The organism is Gordonia sp. WA4-43, from assembly GCF_020520305.1.
Classification (GTDB): Bacteria; Actinomycetota; Actinomycetes; order Mycobacteriales; family Mycobacteriaceae; genus Gordonia; species Gordonia hongkongensis.
Window position 1 is genome coordinate 2590092 of sequence record NZ_CP084736.1, and the last position, 18173, is coordinate 2608264.

Genomic DNA, 18173 nt, shown 5'->3' on the forward strand with positions numbered 1-18173 from the left:
AGCGGCCCAGCTCAGTGGCGATCCGGGACGCGCGGGGTGGTTCGACGCTGTGATTCTTACGAGTCAAATCGCTACGCGCGAGTACGGCGCGTCGCGAGGTGGGTGAAACCACGCGATCCGGACTTCAGGCGGCCTTTTCGCGCAACCGTCAGGCTTCTCGAAGCACGGGCACCTCGGCGACAGTCGCCGGGAAGAACGGCATCGAACCCGAGTCGGGGTCGACCCGGGCTGCGGTGGCATTACAGAGCGCGTGCTCTGTTAGAGTTTCGTCATGCCTCGTCCTCGCACGCACGACCTCGAGCAGTTGATGGATGCGGCCGAGGGCTTGGCGGTCCGGGCCGGCCCTGCGGCGGTGACGGTTCGTGCGCTGTCGGAGCTCACCTCGATGTCCAACGGCGCGATCTATCACGCGTTCGGGTCGCGCGCGGGTCTCGTGGGAAGGGTGTGGTTGCGCGCTGCCGAGCAATTCCTCGCCGCTCAGCGCGAAGCGGTCGACGCGGTCCTCACCGGCGGCGACGGCCGCAGTGACTCCGCAGTCGAAGCCGTCGTCGTCGCCGCGGATGCGCCCGCACGGTTCTTGCTCGAAGCTCCTGTGCGGGGTGGCTTCCTACTCACGGTCGATCGCGGAGAACTGCTTGGGTCCGATGACCTTCCCGACGACCTCGCGAGGGAGCTCCGCGGTCTCGACCGGTCGTTGACGTCGTTGTTCGTCGAGTTGTCCCAGGCGGTCTGGCAGCGCGCAGACCGTGACGCCGTGTCCGTCATCAGAGACTGCGTGGTCGAACTTCCGACTGCATTGCTTCTGCGCGGCAGGAGAACCCCCGATGCCGCAACCCGCGAACGCATTGCAACGGCGGTCCGCGCCGTACTGTCCCTCACCCCAACCGAACCATCGCATCAGTCCACTTCTTCGCGAAAGGACCCGTCATGACAGCTTCACTGGACTATCAGGACGACATCGCCATCCTGACCATCGGTGACGACGAGAACCGCTTCTCCCCAGAGTGGCTCGATGCCGTTGCGTCCCACCTGGACGACGTCGAGTCGAACGCTCGAGGCCTGGTCACCGTCGGCCACGGCAAGTTCTATTCCAACGGCCTCGATCTGGACTGGCTCATCGCCAACGGCGATCGAGCCGACTGGTACGTCGAGGCCGTACAAACGCTGTTCGCCCGCATCCTCACGTTCTCGCTGCCGACCGTCGCAGCGGTCAACGGTCACGCCTTCGGGGCGGGAGCGATGCTCGCCATCGCGCACGACTTCCGGATCATGCGCGTCGACCGCGGTTACTACTGCTTCCCGGAGGTGGACATCAACATCCCGTTCACCCCCGGGATGGCCGCGCTCATCCAGGCCAAACTCACCCCGCAGGCAGCGCTCGTCGCGATGAGCACCGGTCATCGCTTCGGAAGCACCGAAGCCATAGACGCTGGCCTGATCGATGGGGCCGCACCCGAAGGCGACCTCGTCGATGCTGCCCTCGCCAAACTGGCACCGATCGCCGGAAAGGATCGCACTACCCTCGGGGCCATCAAGTCGACGATGTTCGAGTCGGTGACGACGGCATTGCGGCATGGCCGAGCTCGATCATGACAGAACGATCCAGGCTGCTGACGTGTCAGGCAACCCCGAAGACCCCGGCCACCGTCGGGTTCGACTGATCAGATCCCGAGATCCGGCGCCTGCCCGTACTCCTCGTCGGTGACCGGTTGCAGCCACTGCACGACATCGTGGTCGTCGTCGCCCTCGTTGATCGCGAGATGGACCATCAGGCGCGTGGGGGCGGCTCCGTGCCAGTGCTCCTCGTCGGCTTCGAAGAGGACGCGATCGCCGGGGCGGATGACCTCGATGGGGCCACCGCGCCGCTGGCACAGGCCGATCCCCTCGGTGACGAAGACCGTCTGGCTGAGCGGGTGCCGGTGCCAGTGCGTCCGCGCCCCCGGCATGAAATGGACGAGGCTTGCCGACACCCGGGACGGCGGTGGCGAGGCGGCCGCCGCATCGATGTAGACGTCGCCGGTGAACCAGTCGCCGGGACCTTTGACGGTGTCGATGGAACTGCGAGTGATCTTCATGCTGAACACCTTTCGTTTGCCGTGAGGGTACCGACCGAGGTCAGACGGTGAGCAGCACCTTGGTCGCACGGCGCTCGTCCATGGCGCGGTATCCCTCGGCGGCGTCGTCGAGGGGGAGGGTGAGGTCGAAGACCTTGCCGGGATCGATCTCCCGCTTCCAGATGAGGTCGATCAGGTCGGGCAGGAAGCGTCGGACCGGGGCGGGTCCGCCGTGCAGGTGGACGCCGGAGAAGAACAGCTCGAGACCGGGTAGCTCGACGTCATGCGAGACGCCGACGTAACCGACGTGGCCGCCCGGCCGGGTGGACCGGATCGCCTGCATCATCGACTCATGCGTGCCGACGGCTTCGATGACCGAATGCGCGCCGAGCCCGTCGGTGAGCTCCTTGATCCTGGCCACGCCCTCGTCGCCGCGTTCGGAGACGATGTCGGTCGCCCCGAACTCGCGGGCGAGCGCCTGCCGGTCGGCGTGTCTGCTCATCGCGATGATGCGTTCGGCGCCCAGCTGTTTCGCGGCCAGCACACCGAGCAGTCCGACCGCGCCGTCGCCGACGACGGCCACGGTCTTACCCGGACCCACCTCAGCCGCCACGGCACCGAACCAACCGGTGCCGAGCACGTCCGATGCCGCGAGCAGCGACGGGATCAGGTCGGCATCCGGCTGACCGGGAGTCGGGACGAGCGTGCCGTCGGCGTGCGGAATCCGAGCGTATTCGGCCTGCGTGCCGAGGGCGCCCATCGGCTCGGCGTGCACACACCGGGACTGGTAGCCGGCGCGGCAGATCTCGCAGGTGTTGTCCGAGGCGAAGAACGACCCCACCACGAAGTCGCCCACCCTGATCGACGACACCTGGTCCCCGACCTCAGTGACGGTGCCGACGTACTCGTGGCCCATCGGCGCGTGGTCGACGTCTTCGATGCCGCGGTACGGCCAGAGATCCGACCCGCAGACGCAGGTCGCGGCGATCTTGACGATCGCGTCGGTCGGTTCCTGGATGGTCGGGTTCTCGCGATCGGCCACCCGGATGGCGCCGGGGGCGTCCATGATCACTCCGCGCATGTGTTCTCCTCGTCAGTCGGTTCCGCCACCTGCTCGCCTCACGAGACGAGCACGACGGCAGCCGCGGTCACCCATCAAGGCAACCGCTTGCGTCGCGTCCGCGACAGTTCCTGTCGGGAGGTGTACTGACAGGGCACCCCTCGAGGCCGCCGCCCGTCCTACGCTGGGCGTATGGACAACCGTGCCGAGGTTCGCGAGTTCCTCATGTCGCGCCGCGCGAAGATCACGCCCGAGACCGCAGGGCTCCCGGCCGGCGGTAATCGCCGCGTGCCCGGTCTTCGACGCAGCGAGGTCGCGACCCTCGCCGGGGTGAGCGTCGAGTATTACTCCCGCCTGGAACGGGGCACCATCGCCGGCGCGTCGTCGTCGGTCCTCGAATCACTCGCGCGAGCCCTGCAACTCGACGACACCGAGCGCGCCCACCTGCTCGACCTCGCCCGGGCCGCCGACGGGATACCCGCCTCCGGACGCACGAGGCGTCGTTCGGCGAAGGCCACGGCCTCGCGCCACAGCCTGACCTGGGCACTCGACGCCATCACCGACGCCGTCGCCTTCGTGCGCGACTCGCATCAGAACCTGCTGGCCACCAACGCCCTCGGCCGAGCCTTCTATTCGCCGGTCATCGGCGACGGCGGCCGCACGCCGAACCTGGCCCGCTTCCAGTTCCTCGACCCTGTCGTGACTTCTACCCGGACTGGGATCTGTTCGCCGAGATGTGCGTCGCCATCATGCGGGCCGAGGCGGGCCGCGATCCGCACGACAAGGCGCTCCAGGATCTCGTGGGCGAATTGTCCACGCGCAGCGACACTTTCCGCACACTCTGGGCCGCGCACAACGTCCGGACGCACGGCACCGGGACGAAACGCTTCCACCACCCGGTGGTCGGCGAACTGACGCTGGCCTATGAAGAGCTCGCCGTCACCGCCGATCCCGGGACGATCATGATGATCTACACCGCCGAGCCCGGCTCCCCCAGCGCGGAACGCCTGCAATTGCTCGCTTCCTATGCGGCCAGTGAGGTCGCCGGCTTCTGAGTCGCGCGTCAGTCAGATCCTGCCGGTCCGGCCGTTCCGCTGATAAAACGCCTTGCGTCGTGCTAGATGTTACAGAGATACAAACACTGTGTCATTGTCACACCGCACGACTCCGACGAGGTGCAGCCCCCCATGTTGAACCCAGAGGTATTGCAGGACAGCCTTTCCCTGGTCATCGACGACGAACAGAAGTTGATGCTCGACTTCTACGACCGATTGTTCGCCGAACATCCGGAGGTCCGGCCGATGTTCGGCACGGACCTTCGACCCCAGGCGACCATGCTCCAAGAAGCCATCGGGGCCGTCCTCGACCACCTCGACGACGCCGAGTGGCTCGGCCGAACACTCGGCGCGCTGGGACGCCGGCACAACGACCTCGGCGTGACGCCCGAGATGTACGGCTGGGTGGCCGGTGCGCTCATCGCGACGATGGCCGAGCGCGGCGGCGCGGAGTGGACCGATGAGATGACCGCCGCCTGGAAGGACGCTCTCGGTGCGGTCGCCGGCCTGATGCTCGACGCGTATCCGGCCGTCACCGACTGAACGGCGGCGGCCGGTCGCCGCCACCGAATGTCTACTTTTGCGGACTTATCTCGCTGTGTCCTGAGTCATAGCTTCTGATGTGTACCTCTCACGTCACACAGGAGTTCCGATGACCAGACTGAAGTTCGGCACGTTCCTCGCCCCGATCCACGAACCGGGACAGAACCCGACGCTGCTGCTGCAGCGGGATCTCGAATTCGTCCAGTACCTCGAGCAATTGGGATACGACGAGGCGTGGTTCGGCGAGCATCATTCCGCGGGCGCCGAGATCTAAGCGTCGCCCGAGATCTTGATCGCGGCCGCAGGAGAACGCACCAGTCGCATCAAACTCGGCACGGGTGTCACCTCGGTCTCGTACCACAACCCGCTCTGGGCGGCCGAACGCATGATCATGCTCGATCACCTGACCCGCGGCCGCGCCCTGTTCGGCCTCGGGCCCGGATCGCTCCCGACCGACGCCGCGATGCTCGGCCTCTCGCAGATCGACACCCGGGAGTTGCTCGCGGAGAACACCGACATCATCATGCGCCTCCTCCGCGGCGAGACGGTGACCGCCAAGACCCGCACCCACGAACTGTTCGACGCGAAGATCCAGATGGCCCCCTATTCGGATCCGCTGTTCGACGTCGTGGTCGCCGCGATCGCGTCGCCGACCGGTGCGCGGCTCGCCGGCAAGTACGGCATCGGCCTGCTGTCCATCGCTGCCACGCTGACCGCCGACGGTTTCAGTGCACTGCAACATCATTGGGGTCTGCTCGAGGAGTTCGCCGCCCAGTCAGGACGCAGCGACGAGGTGGACCGGTCGACGTGGCGACTGGTCGGGCCCTTCCACATCGCGGAGACCAAGGAGCAGGCCTACCAGGACGTCGAACACGGCATCGAGTACTGGTTCAATTACCTCCAGCACGTGGCGGCCTTCCCGCAGATGGACGTCCGCGGCACCAACAAGCACGAGATGATCGACTTCATCAACACCTCCGGCATCGGCGTCATCGGCACCGCCGACGAGGCACGTGCACAGGTCCAGCGCCTGATCGACCAGTCCGGCGGTTTCGGCACGCTGCTGATCCAGGGTCACGACTGGGCGAACCCGCAGGCCACCCGGCGTTCCTACGAATTGTTCGCCCAGGACGTCATGCCGTATTTCCAGGGGCAGGCGCAACCGATGATCGACGCCGCGGCGCGCGCCCAGGCGGTCCGCGAAGGACAAGCGGCCGAACACGTCAAGGCCGTCGAGCACATGACCAAGAAGTACGAAGCCGAACTGGGACGGGTGTGACATGGCGAGCATCGAAGTGACCAAGGACTTCCCGCTGTCCGCCGGGGACGTGTGGTCGTGGATCGGTGACACCGGCGGTGTGGCGGCGTGGATTCCGGCCATCGACGCATCACGGATGGACGGCGACGTCCGTCACGTGGTCTTCACCGACGGCGCACCGGCGCGCGAGCGCATCGTCGCCTTCGACGAGGAGGCACGTACGTACTCCTACGAGTACATCGACGGCCCGCTTCCGCTCGAGCACTACCGCTCGACCATCTCGGTCACGGCAGTCGGCGACGACACCTGCTCGGTTCACTGGTCAGCGAAGTTCGGCGCCGAATCCGCAACGGTGGAAGCCGAACTCGCCACCGCGATCGAAGGTATCTACGCGGCCGCCCTCGACGAGTTGGCCACCAAGGCCGTCCCGGCCTGATCCCGGTTGCCCGGCGGGTGCGTGTGTCCTTGACCCCGCACCCGCCGCGGCCGCATCGGAAGGACTTCCATGAACACCAGTCACATCGCCGACGACGTCGCGTCCGTGTACGCCGACGACCAGGCGTCGGTCCGCGACCGGTTCCGTGAAGTGCTCGCGCACTTCGGTTCCGGCGTCGTGGTCATCACGTCGGCCGGCCCGGACGGTTCGCCCGTGGGGATGACCGTCGGCTCCTTCACCTCGATCTCGATGGAGCCGCCGCTGGTCGGCTTCTTCGCCGGCATCACCTCGACGACGCTGCCGTCGGTCGTGGCGAACGGCTCCTTCTGCGCGAACGTGCTGTCCGAGGATCAGCATGTCCTGGCGCGCACCTTCGCCCGGAGCGGCGCCGACAAGTTCGCGGGCGTGGAATGGACCCCGTCCGGCAACGGCTCCCCTCGGCTGGCGGGTGCGCATGCGTGGATCGAGTGCACCATCGACGAGCACCGCCCGACCGGCGATCACGAGCTCGTCGTGGGACGGGTCGACGCCCTCTCCGTTCCCGCCGCCAGCGAACCGTTGATCTTCCATCGCTCGCTGTTCCACGGATTGCGGGCACACCGATGAGCCACGAGGACCGGGTGCCCACGGACAGCACCGCCGCCGTCGAACGGTGTCTCGACCAGCTCCGCCTCGGGCGTCCGGTCATCGTCGTCGACGACGCCGACCGCGAGAACGAGGCCGATCTCGTGATGCCGGCACAATTCGCCGACGTCGACGACATCGCCTTCTTCCTCGAGTGCACCTCCGGCTTCCTGTGCGTCGCGATGACCGCGGATCGTGTTGCCGCATTGGAACTGCCCCCGATGGTCGACGACCCGACCGACCCCCTCGGCACCGCGTTCACCGTCAGCGTCGATGCCGCGGTCGGTGTCACGACCGGGATCAGCGCGGCCGACCGGGCCCGGACCATCCGCGCCCTTGCCGACCGCGAGGTCGGTCCGGCAGACCTCACCCGGCCGGGCCATGTGATGCCACTGCGTGCCAGGCCGGGCGGGGTCCTGGAGCGTCGCGGACACACCGAGGCAGCCGTGGACCTTTGCGCCGCAGCCGGTCTCGAACCTGCCGGTCTCATCTGTGAACTCGTCAGCCCGGACCGGCGCGCGATGCTCGGCGGGGCAGACGTCCGGGATTTCGCCGCGCGTCACGGACTCGCGGGGATCTCCATCGCCGATCTGGTGGCCCACCGCCGCGCAGGCCGCTCGGTGGAACGTGGCGCGACCTGCGCGCTGCCGACCGATCACGGGATCTTCGAGGCCACCGTGTACCGATCATTCAGTGGCGCAGAACATCTCGCACTCGTGTTCGGCGAGCCCGCGCAGGGCGAACCGCTCGTGCGCATCCACAGCGAATGCCTCACCGGGGACACGCTCGGCTCGCGCCGATGCGACTGTGGCGCCCAGCTGCGAGCCGCACTCCAGCACGTCGCGGACGCCGGAGCCGGGGTCGTGGTGTACGTCGGCGGCCACGAAGGACGCGGTATCGGTCTCTCGGCGAAGATCGCCGCCTACCGACTACAGGACCTCGACGGCGTCGACACCGTCGACGCGAACCTGCGTCTCGGTCAGCCCGTCGACAGCCGGGACTATCGGGACGCGGCGGCGGTGCTGGACGATCTCGGCATCCGACGAGTCCGGTTGCTGACCAACAATCCGGCCAAGGTCGACGGGCTGGCCTACCACGGCATCGAGGTCGTCGAGACCGTCGGACTCGAGATCGAGGCCACCGCGGACAACGCCGGATACCTCGCCACCAAGCGCGACCGGCTCGGCCACCGGCTGACGCCGTCCGTGGCAGCGACATCGACGGCGGTGGTCTGAATGTCCGACGACAAGAGCACGGAGAGAGCCGGATTCGGCTCACTGTTCGAGCGGGTGACGGTGATGCACGCGACCGACCGGTGGGCCGGCGTCGCCGGTGACGTCGAAGCCGTGATGGGATCACCCAGGTTCTCCGACGGGTCCGCCTGGGCGGCCTGGGATGCGCTGAGCGTCTCCGACGAGACCGACGGGCCGGCCTGGTCCCTCCTCGCGCGGACCGCCGATCTGGCAGCCACGATCGACGTCGCGCGGTCGCTGGGCTGGCATGTCGGCGAGAAGTCGGTGGGAGGTCACGAGACGCGCGTGCCCCTGCGTTCACCGAACGGGCTGACCGTCATCGCGTACACCCCGACGCCTGCGTCGTGACCGCTCCGGGCCTCACCGCAGCGCCGGGCCGCTCAGCGAGCCCGCCGGCGCGAACGCAGCACCGCGGTCGCGAGCTCGGCCCGGTTGCGCAACCCAGCGGCGTCGAAGATGCGGCTCACGTACTTCTTCACCGACAGCTCCGACAGCGACAGGCGCTGGGCGATCTCGGCGTTGCTCAGGCCGTCGCTGACGAGTTCGGCGACCTCGAGCTGTCGCGGCGTGAGTGCTGCCAGCGGATCGACGGGCTCGTGCGCCGCGGACACCGTCGTGGATCGAGCCCGCAGCTGCCGCGCGAGGATGCGCATCGCGAGCAGGTCCGATTCGTCCCACTTCCGGACGCGGTCGAACATGCCGACGAGGGCCTCACCGTCGGAGAGCGGCAGGTGCAGGGCCGACGCGGTCTCCATGTCGTTGGGGTGCAGATAGTCCACGACATAGGAGCGCTGCGGGACCGGCAGGCGCGACAGTTCTTCGAGGGTCGCGAATCCCTCGGCCGTGAGGACCCGCCGAGCGCGCGGCAGCGCGAAGATGTCCTTGTCGCGCCATCGTTCGCGGTAGTCCCGCAACAGCGGGGCCGCGGCGCCGGTCAGCAGCGGTGCCGGGTCGTCGAAGATCTCGCTGTAGGTGCGGCCGTGGAAGAACGTCACGTCACGAACCCCGAAGTACGTGGAGATGGCCTCGACCAGGCCCTCTTTGAAGTCCTGACCGCCGGCCGCGTGTTCGCACTGCTCGAGAACCGCCAGGACCCCGAGCATCTGCCGACGCGACAGCAGGTCCTGCCATCCCCCGCGAGGCGACACCGGATCGGCGCCGGGCCTGCGTCGGGCGCCCGGCTCAGAACTACCGCGCATAGCTACGAACAGTACCCATCGACCCGTGACCAGCGGTCCGGGTCGCCCAATCCCACCGGATCGAGAGGCACCCGCCCATGACGACGACTCCTCCCCTCGGCACCGACCTGATCGGCGCGGCGCGGTCGCACTCGCTCGGCGACATCCCGCGCAGGCCGGCCGCCCGGACGCCCGACAAGCCGGCCGTCATCCACCGTGACACCCGCCTGACCTTCCGGGAGTTCGACGACGCGGTCGACCGGGTCGCCGCCGCGTTGCACGCCGCCGGCCTGCGGCAGGGGCAGACCCTCGGCATCCTGTCGCACAACTGCTGGCAATTCCCCGTGGTCATCTTCGCCGCCGCGCGGATCGGGGTCATCTCGGTTCCGATCAACTTCATGCTCACCGCGTCGGAGATCGCGTACATCCTCGACGACTGCGGTGCGTCCGGCCTGATTGTCGAAGACGCGCTCGTGCCCACCGCCGACGAGGCGATCGCCGCATCGACCGCACCGGTGACCGTGCGTCGGTCGATCCCGCTCGGTCCCGACCTTTCCGATTCCCGATGGCCTTCCGTCGACGACTGGGTGCGCGAACCGGCCGGGCCGCTGCCCGATGTCCGCGTCGCCGACGACGATGTCATCCGCATCATGTACACCTCCGGCACCGAGTCGCGACCGAAGGGCGCGATGCACACGAGCCGAACGCTCATGTGGCAGTACATGAGTTGCGTTGTCTCGGGCGGGATGAGCGACGACGACATCGAGGTTCACTCGCTTCCGCTCTACCACTGCGCGCAACTGGACAACTTCCTCATCACCGACATGATGCTGGGCGCGACCAGCATCATCCTCGACCGTCCGGACGCCGCAACGCTTCTCCGCACTGTGGCGCAGGAGAGCGCGACCAAACTCTTCTGCCCGCCGACGGTGTGGATCTCGTTGCTGAGTTCCCCCGACTTCGACCCGGATGCGCTGTCGTCGCTGCGGAAGGGCTACTACGGGGCCTCCGCGCTCCCCGTCGAGGTGCTGGGCGAACTGACCGCAGCCCTCCCCGGCCTTCGTCTCCGGAACTTTTATGGCCAGACCGAGATGGGCTCGCTCGCCACGGTTCTGGCGCCCGACGACCAGGCCACGCGCGGCGGGTCCGCCGGCCGCCCCGCACTGAACGTCGAGACCAGGATCGTCGACTCCGACGGCCGGACCGTCCCTGCGGGCACCGTCGGCGAGATCGTGCATCGCAGCCCGCAGGTGACCGTCGGCTACCTCAACCTGCCCGAGAAGACGGCCGAGTCGTTCCGCGGGGGCTGGTTCCACAGCGGCGATCTCGGCTACTTCGACGGCGACGGATACCTGTGGGTGGTCGATCGGCAGAAGGACATGATCAAGACCGGCGGCGAGAACGTGTCGAGCCGTGAGGTCGAGGAAGTGTTGTTCGAACACCCTGCCGTGCAGGAAGCGGCGGTCATCGGCGTTCCGCATCCCTACTGGGTGGAAGCCGTTGCGGCGGTGGTGGTACCGGCCCCCGGTTACACGATCGACACGGGGTCGATCACCCAGCACTGTCGAGACCGGCTCGCGCCGTACAAGATCCCGAAGATCGTAATCGCGAGCGAGTCCCTGCCCAAGAACCCCAGCGGCAAGATCCTCAAGCGCGACCTCCGTGACCACTACGCCGACATCGCCTCGGGTGAAGGCTGAACCCGCTGGTTCTCAACCGGTTCAGCTCGCCTCGAGCCGTTCGACGATCCCGCGATCTCCATCGACCCGCACGCGGTCTCCCGTCCGCAACACCTGGGTGCCCACCAGGGTGTTCACGACGCACGGCAGTCCGTACTCGCGGGCGACCACCGCACCGTGCGAGACCGAACTGCCGATGTCGGTGACCAGTGCACCGATGACGGTGAAGTACGGCGTCCAGCCGACGTCGGTGACAGGTGCCACGAGGATCTCACCGCGCTGGACATCACGCGCCTCCACGATCGACTTCGCCACGCGCACCACGCCTTCGACGGTTCCCCGGCCCGCCGGTCGACCCACGATCCGGCCATCGCCGACATTCCGCTCAGGAGCCACGACGCGCGGGGACGGGCGGCCGACCGACACATCGTCGAACTCGAGCCGATCCTGGTACGACAACGCTTCCCGGCGCTTCCGCGCGCTCTCGACGAGGTCGGTGATGTCGCCGGCGTCGACGACCCGTTGCAGCTCCGCACGGTCGAAGAAGAAGACGAGATCGGCGTCGGGAAGCCGTCCGGTCTCGGCCAGCACCTCGCCGAGGTGCCGGTAACCTCGCTTGAGCCGATGGGCCATCAGCGCCATCCGCGACTTCGTCTCCTCGCGCCCGCGCGCGCCGCCCTGCGCCATGCGGGCCAGGACTCGGATCGACCGAGAGGGGTGCAGGTCGACGGGCGCAGGGTCGGGTCGCGCGACGGTCCGGGTCCCGACCGACCGCAGCATCACCTGCATCATCGCGCCCAGACCGCCGGGGTCATCGGCCCAGGACGGATCGCGCATGCACAGTTCGCGGTACCCGCGATGTCCGTGGCGCTCGAGGAATCTCCGCAGGGCCGAGCCGGCACCTCCGTCGGACGACTGCAACGTAGTGACCGCATCATCGGGCGTTGCATCGAGGAATTCCTCGGCCACCGCGGAATCGGCGGCGATCGTCCGTACGACGGCGTCGAGTTCGGCGAGCATCAGTGCGCTCTCCACCTCCGAGGCGCCGGCCATGAGCCGGGCGGCCTCGGCCTTGCCGTCGTCCTCGGTGCGGCCGTCCTTCTCCGCCCGCCGGACCAGCACGCTCTCGAGCACATTAGCCGCGACGGCAGCGCGTGAGGACGACCGCACATGGATGAGGGTGACATCGCAGTACTGGGCGACCCCGGCTTCCAGCTCCTCCCATACGACCCGGGGGTCGCGGCTCGTCGGCACCGCGAACCCGGCGATCTCACCGGGCAGTCGACGGATGGCCGGACCGACCGACAGCGCGTGCGAGGTCAGCCGGATGGTGTTCCCGAGCTTGCGCCGGAACGGTTGTGGCGGCTTGGGTTCGAGTTCGTCGATGACCCGCCCGCAGATCGAGGTCGAGAACTGTTCCAGCGAGTTCCCGAGGATGCCCGAACTCAGTGCCGTGCCCTCGGTCAGGTTCAGGAACATGTGCCCGTAGAAGTAACCCACCTGCAGCCAGGGCTTCTCGTATCGCTCCTGTGCCCGGGCGACCACCTGCACCATCTGCATCGCGTAGTCGATCGCGAACCCGGAGACCGATGCGGTCAGCGGACAGAACGCGCCCGGCATCATCTCGCCGATGTTGCATCGTGTGTACACATGGTCGGCGCCGGCCACCGGCGAGTCCATCTCGTTCAGGTCACCGGGCAGCGTGGTGATCGGCCGAGCCTGCAACCACCAGAGTTCACCGGATTTGTCGATGGCCCATTCGAGGTCCATCGGCCGGCCCCACTCCTGCTCGGCCCGGCGGGCACCGGACTGGATCGCCGCGATCTCGACCGGTGACAGAACCGGCGCCGCAACGGTTTCGTTGACCACCGGGGTTCCGTCGGCATCGAGCACGACGTGATCGGGAGCAGCTGTCCCGTCGACGAGCGATTCGCCGAGCCCGGAAACGATGTCGATCACCGTCAGGTCGCGTCGACCTGAGACCGGGTCCGCGGTGAACACCACGCCCGCGGCGCGCGCATCGACCATCCGCTGGACCACCACATTCATGGTGGCCGAGGCATTCCCGCTGTACGACGACGCGCGGCGCGAGTGCACCGAGTCGGCACAGGCGCGAACCGCGTCGACGAAGCGGTCGACGGTGTCGACCCCCAGCACGGTGTCGTACTGGCCGGCGAAGGACTGGTCGTCCCCGTCCTCCCCCACGGCCGAGGACCGGACCGCGACCGGTGTCCAGCCGGCGGCGGCCATCTCGTCGAATCTCGCTGTCGCAGCGTCGGACACCCTGGACACGCCGGCGATGACGTACCCGGGCGGCACCGGGAGACCCAGGCGCCGCAGACGTGCGAGCCCGGCCGCCTTGCCGCCGTAGCGGTCGTCGGTGATCTCCTCGAATTCGACTGTTTCCGCGCTCATCTCGCGTCACCGGTCAGGGAATCGACGATCTCGGCCAGCGGTTCCACACCGATGGGTCCCGGTTGGTAGAGGCAGATACGGTCCGACACACCCTCGACGCGGTCGCGGATGTGTGCGGCGATCTCGGCCGGAGTGCCGCAGGCGGCGATGGTGTGGAGGATCTCGTCGTCGATCAGCCCGGCCATCTCCTGCCAGCGTCCCTGTTTGGACATCGCGTTGAGTTCCGGCTGCAGGTCGCCCCATCCGTGCGCATCGAGCACGGGCCGGTATGCGGGAGTGGAACCATAAAACGCCAACAGCATTCGCGTCGAGGCGTGGTCGGCGTCGCGGTCTGTCGCGACCGTCGCATTCGGCCCGCTCGCGCCGCTCCCGGCGACCGAGACGATGATCTCGGGCACCACCTCGAAGTCGTCCTCGATCCGACCGGCCGCCGCGAGACCGTCGCGGACCGCGGGCAGCGTCGTGCCGTGCAAGAACCGCTTCGACCCGAAGGGCATCACCAGCAGACCATCGGCGACCTCGGCGGTGGCACGGGTGAGTCGAGGGCCCAACGCGCCCAGGTAGATCGGCGGCGGCCCGTAGGGATTCGGGCCGGGTACGAAGGTCGGCGTCATCAGGGTGTGCCGGTGATACTCGCCCCGGAAGTCCAGACGCTCACCGTCGTTCCAGGTGGCGAAAATGGCCCGCAGGGCACCGACCATCTCCTTCATCCGCTCCACCGGACGATCGAACTCGGTGCCGTATCGCTTCTCGATCTGCGCGCGCACCTGGGTGCCCAGTCCGAGAATGAACCTGCCCTCACTGAGCAGCTGCAGGTCGTTGGCCTGGTGCGCGAGCTGGATCGGGTTGCGCGGCAGTGCGATCGCCACGTTGGACATGATGTCGAGCCCGTCGACCGCCGTCGCCAGCGCGAGCGGCGTGAACACGTCGTGCGGACCTTCGAAGGTGAACACGCCCGACGCGCCGGCCTCCTGCAGCGCCCGCGCGCGATCGACCGCTCCGACCGGATCGAACAACGCCGTCATGATCTTCATATCGATGTCCTAGCCGATCACATCGGTCCAGTCGGAGAATCCCGACGGATGATGAGGACCGATGACGCCGTGCTCGAACAGACCGGCACCATGCCGGACGGTGCCGTCCGGTTCGGTACAGACGGCCGACCCGACGTGGTCGATGAGACTGAAGGGCGCCCGCGCCATCACCTCCGGGTCGGTGAGGTCGAAGCTGACGCGTTCGGCGAACGGTCCGTCCTTCCATGTGCCGTGACCCCACGACGAGTCACCGCCGTACCCCGATCCGAACGCAATGGGAGCGAACAGTTTCGACTCAACATCGAGGACCACCCGCTCACCGGCACGGGTCAGGAACTCGACGTGCGCGCCCCGGGGGATCCGTGTGCCCGGCGTGTAGTCGATGGCGACGCGCACACCGTCGAGTTGCTCGACGCGGCCGTCCCGCCAGCGCCGCGTGCAGTCGTAGAGACTGCGATGACCGTCGGGATCCTCTTGCAGGATCAGGAACAACTGGAAGTCGTCGAAGGCCAACGGCAGGTACAGCCACCACATACCGCGGAAGGCGGTGTCGGGCCGGCCCGCGGGTTCGGACTCACCGACGGGGCGGATGCCCCACGACCGGTCACGACTCGCCACGCTGGTGTCGTGCTCGACCGTCAACCGCTCCCCGTCGACATCGATCCATCCCTGCCAGCTGCCCACTTGCGCAAACCGGCACGCCTGCAGGGTGACCCGCCGTTCGGTGAGCATGTCGTGCGGCTTCTCCAGCGCCGCGGGGAAGAGACCGCGCCAGGTCAGATCGGCGGAGATCCCCTCGGTCTCGGCCAGCGTCAGATGTAGTTCCTGCAACGGCTCCAGCACATCCAGGCGGTAGCCGTTGACGTTCTACCGCAGGCGGTCGTCGTCGATGGCGTCGCTCAGGTGCACCGCGGTCTGGGTGTCGCCGCGCCGGACGACGAAGTAGGCGTCCTTGACCCCGAGCCGCGGGTAGTAGCCGATGCCGGTCAGCGCCATGAACCGGCCCTCGCGGTCGAGGACGTTGAAGTACGAACGGTCGTAGAAGTTCCGGTCGGAGGTCGCCGGCCAGGTGATCGGCGCCGGGGCCTGATGGATCGGATATTCGTCTAGTGGACTGAGTTCCACGGACCCTCCCATAAATACGATGCACACCGTATTGCAACTATGCTGGAACTCATGACAGCAGATGGCCGAAGGGAACACAAGAGGTCGAACCCTGCGTCGCCCGGACGGCCCCGCGACGGGCGGATCGATACCGCGATCATCGCGGCCACCCGCGAACTCATCCTCGAGACGGGCTACCCGGCGCTGTCCCTCTCGGCGATCGCGGCCCGCGCGGGCACCACCACCGCGGCCATCTACCGGCGCTGGTCCGGCAAGGCCCAACTCGTCCACGAAGCGGTGCTGGCAGCCGAAACCCTGGAACCGCCAACGGGTTCGGGTGACGCCCGACAGGACATCCGGGCCCTTGTCGAGATCGTGCGGGCCATGTTCAACCGACCCGAGGTGCGCGTGGCGCTTCCGGGTCTCATCGCCGACACCGTGGCCTCACCCGAGCTGCACAGTCAGATGATCGCCCGGCTCGCCGGCGACCTCACCGCCTTCGAATCCCGGTTCGGTCAGGAACGCCGGGGCGACGACCGGTTGCCCATGCTCGCGGAGGTCGTCGCCGGTACCGCGATCTTCCGCATCCTCATCCGCAGCGACGCCGCACTCGACGACGCGTGGGTCGAGGAGATGGTCGAGCTGATCACCGAGAGGTGGCCGGCGGGCTGACCGTCCCCCGTCCCAGGTCGACGATGGCCTGGAACACCCGCGTCGGGTCTTCGGCGATGCGGTTGAGCACGTACAACCACCATTCCGAGCCGAAGATGCAGTATTCGCGCGTGGCAACCCCGTTCGCCGCCAACCGATCGAGGAGGTCGGTTCCGAGACCCATCAGCATCTCGACCTCGAGGGCGTCGGCGGCGCCGACCGAGTCGAGGACGCGCGTCAGCAGCACCTCGTCGTGGGTCGCGAGTGTGAGGGAGCCGCCGCCGTCGACGATGCGCCGTGCGAGACGTCCGAAGCGCTCCGCCAATTCCGGATCCTCTCGCGACAGCGCGGTCGAATCCGATACGTAGAACGCGCCTTTGACGAGCCGGATGCGGCCACCGATCGCGAGGAGGCGTTCGACGTCGCCCTCCGAGCGGTGGAGCCGTGCCTGAAGTGTGATGCCCACGTTGTCGAATCGCTGCGACAGCCAGTCGTAGACCTCGAGAACCTGGTCGGCCCGGTCCGATCCCTCGGCCGAGATCATGAAGACCGAGTTCACCGCGGCACACGCCTGCGCCAAGCGAGAAGCGTTGTCGCGCACCAGCTCCTCGGAGACGAGGAGGCCGATGTGCGACAGATCACCGGAGACCGTCGACGGCAGTCCGGTCCGGCCGATGTGTTCGGCGACGGACACGAACACGTCCGTGGCCGCGGTCGCTTCGGCGGCATCGCGGACGCTCTCGCCCGTGTACTCGATGCTCACCCGGTGTCCGCGTTCCACGGCGCGCGCTCCGGCGCGGATCGCGGACTCGACATCTTCTCCCGCGGTGTAGCGGTCGGCGACTCGCCGCGCACAGTCGGGAGCGCGGGGTCGGCCATGACCCGGGACTTCAGGTCTTCGTCGAGCGCCCATCGCCGGAGAGTGTCGGCCGCAGTTGTCGTCTCCAAGTCATCCCACCTCTGATCACGCCTGTGCTGACCCGCACACACTACGCGTGTGGCCCACGAAAGTCGTTGTACCGTAATCCCATGGACCGACCCACCGCGGATCTGACGGGCCTCACGACGACCCTGCACGACGACTTCACCGGCGACGGTTTCGACCCCCGGACGTGGATCGCCGCGTATCTGCCGCACTGGTCGACACCCGAGAACTCCGCCGCCCGGTGGAACACATCGGAGGGACGCTCACGGCTGTGCATCGACGACGACCAGCCCGCCTGGCGGCCGTCCGAGTCGGCCATGCGGGTCTCGAGCCTGCAGACCGGGCATCACGCCGGCCCGATCGGCAGCCCGGTCGGTCAGCACGCCCACCGCGACGGATTGACCGTCACCACCGATCGCGCCTCGGAGATCCGCTTCGCCCAAGCCCACGGCCGGTTCGAGGTGACCATGCGCGCGATCCGCGATCCGGCATCGATGGTGGCGTTCTGGCTTCTCGGCACCGAGGAGCGCCCCGACGAGTCCGGCGAGATCTGCGTCGCCGAGATCTTCGGCCCGCGGCCCGGCGAGCCGTGGACGGTCGGGGTGGGCGTCCATCCGCACCGTGACCCTCGGATCGTCGACGACTTCTCGGTCATCGAGATCCCGCACGATCTCGCCGACCTGCACGAGTACGCCGTCGACTGGGAACCTCACCGGCTCGTGTTCAGCGTCGACGGGCACACGGTCAAGACGGTCGACCAGTCCATCGACTACCCGATGCAGTTGATGCTGAGCGTCTTCGACTTCCCGGACCGCGCCGTCCCCGACTCGACGGTCGGGTACCCGCGGATCTTCGACGTGGCCGCGGTGCAGGTCAGCAGACTCGACGGCACCTGAGGCCTGCG

At 67.8% G+C, this 18173-nt stretch carries 17 protein-coding genes and 3 pseudogenes; 12 read left to right on the forward strand and 8 right to left on the reverse strand.

Annotated elements, in window-relative coordinates; all coding sequences use genetic code 11:
* The first annotated feature begins 271 nt into the window (after window positions 1-271).
* On the forward strand, window positions 272-931 hold the full coding sequence (locus LEL84_RS11600; RefSeq protein ID WP_226514138.1) for a helix-turn-helix domain-containing protein: 660 nt from the start codon (window positions 272-274) through the stop codon (window positions 929-931).
* Complete coding sequence (locus LEL84_RS11605; RefSeq protein WP_226514139.1) at window positions 928-1593, forward strand: enoyl-CoA hydratase/isomerase family protein; 666 nt, start codon at window positions 928-930, stop codon at window positions 1591-1593. Before LEL84_RS11600 ends, LEL84_RS11605 begins: the two co-directional genes overlap by 4 nt.
* Before the next feature lie 68 nt (window positions 1594-1661).
* Here LEL84_RS11605 and LEL84_RS11610 read toward each other — a convergent pair whose 3' ends face one another.
* Both LEL84_RS11610 and LEL84_RS11615 read right to left on the reverse strand, forming a co-directional pair.
* Window positions 1662-2075: a cupin domain-containing protein gene (locus tag LEL84_RS11610; protein ID WP_065632591.1), complete on the reverse strand. Its 414-nt coding sequence runs from the start codon at window positions 2073-2075 to the stop codon at window positions 1662-1664.
* 40 nt (window positions 2076-2115) lie between these two features.
* Window positions 2116-3135, reverse strand: a complete 1020-nt coding sequence (locus LEL84_RS11615; RefSeq protein ID WP_226514140.1) for a zinc-dependent alcohol dehydrogenase family protein — start codon at window positions 3133-3135, stop codon at window positions 2116-2118.
* Window positions 3136-3306: 171 nt separating this feature from the next.
* Here LEL84_RS11615 and LEL84_RS11620 point away from each other — a divergent pair.
* From LEL84_RS11620 to LEL84_RS11650, 7 genes and pseudogenes are all read left to right on the forward strand, one after another.
* A pseudogene (locus tag LEL84_RS11620) lies at window positions 3307-4169 on the forward strand (helix-turn-helix transcriptional regulator).
* Between the two features lie 132 nt (window positions 4170-4301).
* On the forward strand, window positions 4302-4712 hold the full coding sequence (locus LEL84_RS11625; protein WP_226514141.1) for a globin domain-containing protein: 411 nt from the start codon (window positions 4302-4304) through the stop codon (window positions 4710-4712).
* 109 nt (window positions 4713-4821) lie between these two features.
* Window positions 4822-5991 (forward strand): annotated as a pseudogene (locus LEL84_RS11630) (LLM class flavin-dependent oxidoreductase).
* Window position 5992: 1 nt separating this feature from the next.
* Window positions 5993-6406 (forward strand): SRPBCC family protein, encoded by a 414-nt coding sequence (locus LEL84_RS11635; RefSeq protein WP_226514142.1) that lies wholly within the window; start codon window positions 5993-5995, stop codon window positions 6404-6406.
* A 69-nt stretch (window positions 6407-6475) separates the two neighbouring features.
* Entirely contained in the window at window positions 6476-7012 is a 537-nt protein-coding gene (locus LEL84_RS11640) for a flavin reductase family protein (protein WP_226514143.1), read from the forward strand.
* The gene (gene ribB, locus LEL84_RS11645) at window positions 7009-8265 is read left to right on the forward strand and encodes a 3,4-dihydroxy-2-butanone-4-phosphate synthase (RefSeq protein WP_226514144.1); all 1257 of its coding nucleotides are present in this window, start codon (window positions 7009-7011) and stop codon (window positions 8263-8265) included. The genes LEL84_RS11640 and ribB overlap by 4 nt, the downstream gene beginning before the upstream one ends.
* Window positions 8266-8631, forward strand: a complete 366-nt coding sequence (locus LEL84_RS11650) for a hypothetical protein (RefSeq protein ID WP_226514145.1) — start codon at window positions 8266-8268, stop codon at window positions 8629-8631.
* A 32-nt stretch (window positions 8632-8663) separates the two neighbouring features.
* Here the strand turns inward: LEL84_RS11650 and LEL84_RS11655 are convergent, their stop codons facing one another.
* On the reverse strand, window positions 8664-9482 hold the full coding sequence (locus LEL84_RS11655; RefSeq protein WP_223258898.1) for a helix-turn-helix transcriptional regulator: 819 nt from the start codon (window positions 9480-9482) through the stop codon (window positions 8664-8666).
* 77 nt (window positions 9483-9559) lie between these two features.
* Between LEL84_RS11655 and LEL84_RS11660 the strand changes: the two genes are divergently transcribed.
* On the forward strand, window positions 9560-11161 hold the full coding sequence (locus tag LEL84_RS11660) for a fatty acyl-CoA synthetase (RefSeq protein WP_226514146.1): 1602 nt from the start codon (window positions 9560-9562) through the stop codon (window positions 11159-11161).
* Between the two features lie 21 nt (window positions 11162-11182).
* On the opposite strand, the gene LEL84_RS11665 is transcribed toward LEL84_RS11660, so the two are convergent.
* The 3 genes and pseudogenes from LEL84_RS11665 to LEL84_RS11675 form a co-directional block, all read right to left on the reverse strand.
* Window positions 11183-13555 (reverse strand): PEP/pyruvate-binding domain-containing protein, encoded by a 2373-nt coding sequence (locus LEL84_RS11665; protein WP_226514147.1) that lies wholly within the window; start codon window positions 13553-13555, stop codon window positions 11183-11185.
* A complete protein-coding gene (locus tag LEL84_RS11670) occupies window positions 13552-14589 on the reverse strand; it encodes a TIGR03617 family F420-dependent LLM class oxidoreductase (RefSeq protein WP_226514148.1) in 1038 nt (345 codons plus the stop codon). Before LEL84_RS11670 ends, LEL84_RS11665 begins: the two co-directional genes overlap by 4 nt.
* A 9-nt stretch (window positions 14590-14598) precedes the next feature.
* A pseudogene (locus LEL84_RS11675) lies at window positions 14599-15726 on the reverse strand (hypothetical protein).
* 39 nt (window positions 15727-15765) lie between these two features.
* Between LEL84_RS11675 and LEL84_RS11680 the strand changes: the two are divergent.
* Entirely contained in the window at window positions 15766-16365 is a 600-nt protein-coding gene (locus LEL84_RS11680; protein WP_226514149.1) for a TetR-like C-terminal domain-containing protein, read from the forward strand.
* Here LEL84_RS11680 and LEL84_RS11685 read toward each other — a convergent pair.
* Together LEL84_RS11685 and LEL84_RS11690 are read right to left on the reverse strand one after the other, a co-directional pair.
* Window positions 16340-17107: a proline dehydrogenase family protein gene (locus LEL84_RS11685; RefSeq protein ID WP_264186875.1), complete on the reverse strand. Its 768-nt coding sequence runs from the start codon at window positions 17105-17107 to the stop codon at window positions 16340-16342. The genes LEL84_RS11680 and LEL84_RS11685 overlap by 26 nt on opposite strands.
* Window positions 17104-17292, reverse strand: coding sequence for a hypothetical protein (locus LEL84_RS11690; protein ID WP_226514151.1), 189 nt, complete (start codon window positions 17290-17292; stop codon window positions 17104-17106). Before LEL84_RS11690 ends, LEL84_RS11685 begins: the two co-directional genes overlap by 4 nt.
* 81 nt (window positions 17293-17373) lie before the next feature.
* Between LEL84_RS11690 and LEL84_RS11695 the strand changes: the two genes are divergently transcribed.
* Window positions 17374-18165 carry a glycoside hydrolase family 16 protein gene (locus tag LEL84_RS11695; RefSeq protein ID WP_226514152.1) on the forward strand — a complete coding sequence of 264 codons (792 nt, stop codon included), beginning with the start codon at window positions 17374-17376 and terminating at the stop codon, window positions 18163-18165.
* Window positions 18166-18173 lie beyond the last annotated feature (8 nt).

Coding starts and splice junctions, on each gene's coding strand:
- LEL84_RS11600 (WP_226514138.1), top strand. CDS start 272: ATGCCTCGTCCTCGCACGCACGACCTCGAGCAGTTGATGGATGCGGCC.
- LEL84_RS11605 (WP_226514139.1), top strand. CDS start 928: ATGACAGCTTCACTGGACTATCAGGACGACATCGCCATCCTGACCATC.
- LEL84_RS11610 (WP_065632591.1), bottom strand. CDS start 2,075: ATGAAGATCACTCGCAGTTCCATCGACACCGTCAAAGGTCCCGGCGAC.
- LEL84_RS11615 (WP_226514140.1), bottom strand. CDS start 3,135: ATGCGCGGAGTGATCATGGACGCCCCCGGCGCCATCCGGGTGGCCGAT.
- LEL84_RS11625 (WP_226514141.1), top strand. CDS start 4,302: ATGTTGAACCCAGAGGTATTGCAGGACAGCCTTTCCCTGGTCATCGAC.
- LEL84_RS11635 (WP_226514142.1), top strand. CDS start 5,993: ATGGCGAGCATCGAAGTGACCAAGGACTTCCCGCTGTCCGCCGGGGAC.
- LEL84_RS11640 (WP_226514143.1), top strand. CDS start 6,476: ATGAACACCAGTCACATCGCCGACGACGTCGCGTCCGTGTACGCCGAC.
- ribB (WP_226514144.1), top strand. CDS start 7,009: ATGAGCCACGAGGACCGGGTGCCCACGGACAGCACCGCCGCCGTCGAA.
- LEL84_RS11650 (WP_226514145.1), top strand. CDS start 8,266: ATGTCCGACGACAAGAGCACGGAGAGAGCCGGATTCGGCTCACTGTTC.
- LEL84_RS11655 (WP_223258898.1), bottom strand. CDS start 9,482: ATGCGCGGTAGTTCTGAGCCGGGCGCCCGACGCAGGCCCGGCGCCGAT.
- LEL84_RS11660 (WP_226514146.1), top strand. CDS start 9,560: ATGACGACGACTCCTCCCCTCGGCACCGACCTGATCGGCGCGGCGCGG.
- LEL84_RS11665 (WP_226514147.1), bottom strand. CDS start 13,555: ATGAGCGCGGAAACAGTCGAATTCGAGGAGATCACCGACGACCGCTAC.
- LEL84_RS11670 (WP_226514148.1), bottom strand. CDS start 14,589: ATGAAGATCATGACGGCGTTGTTCGATCCGGTCGGAGCGGTCGATCGC.
- LEL84_RS11680 (WP_226514149.1), top strand. CDS start 15,766: ATGACAGCAGATGGCCGAAGGGAACACAAGAGGTCGAACCCTGCGTCG.
- LEL84_RS11695 (WP_226514152.1), top strand. CDS start 17,374: ATGGACCGACCCACCGCGGATCTGACGGGCCTCACGACGACCCTGCAC.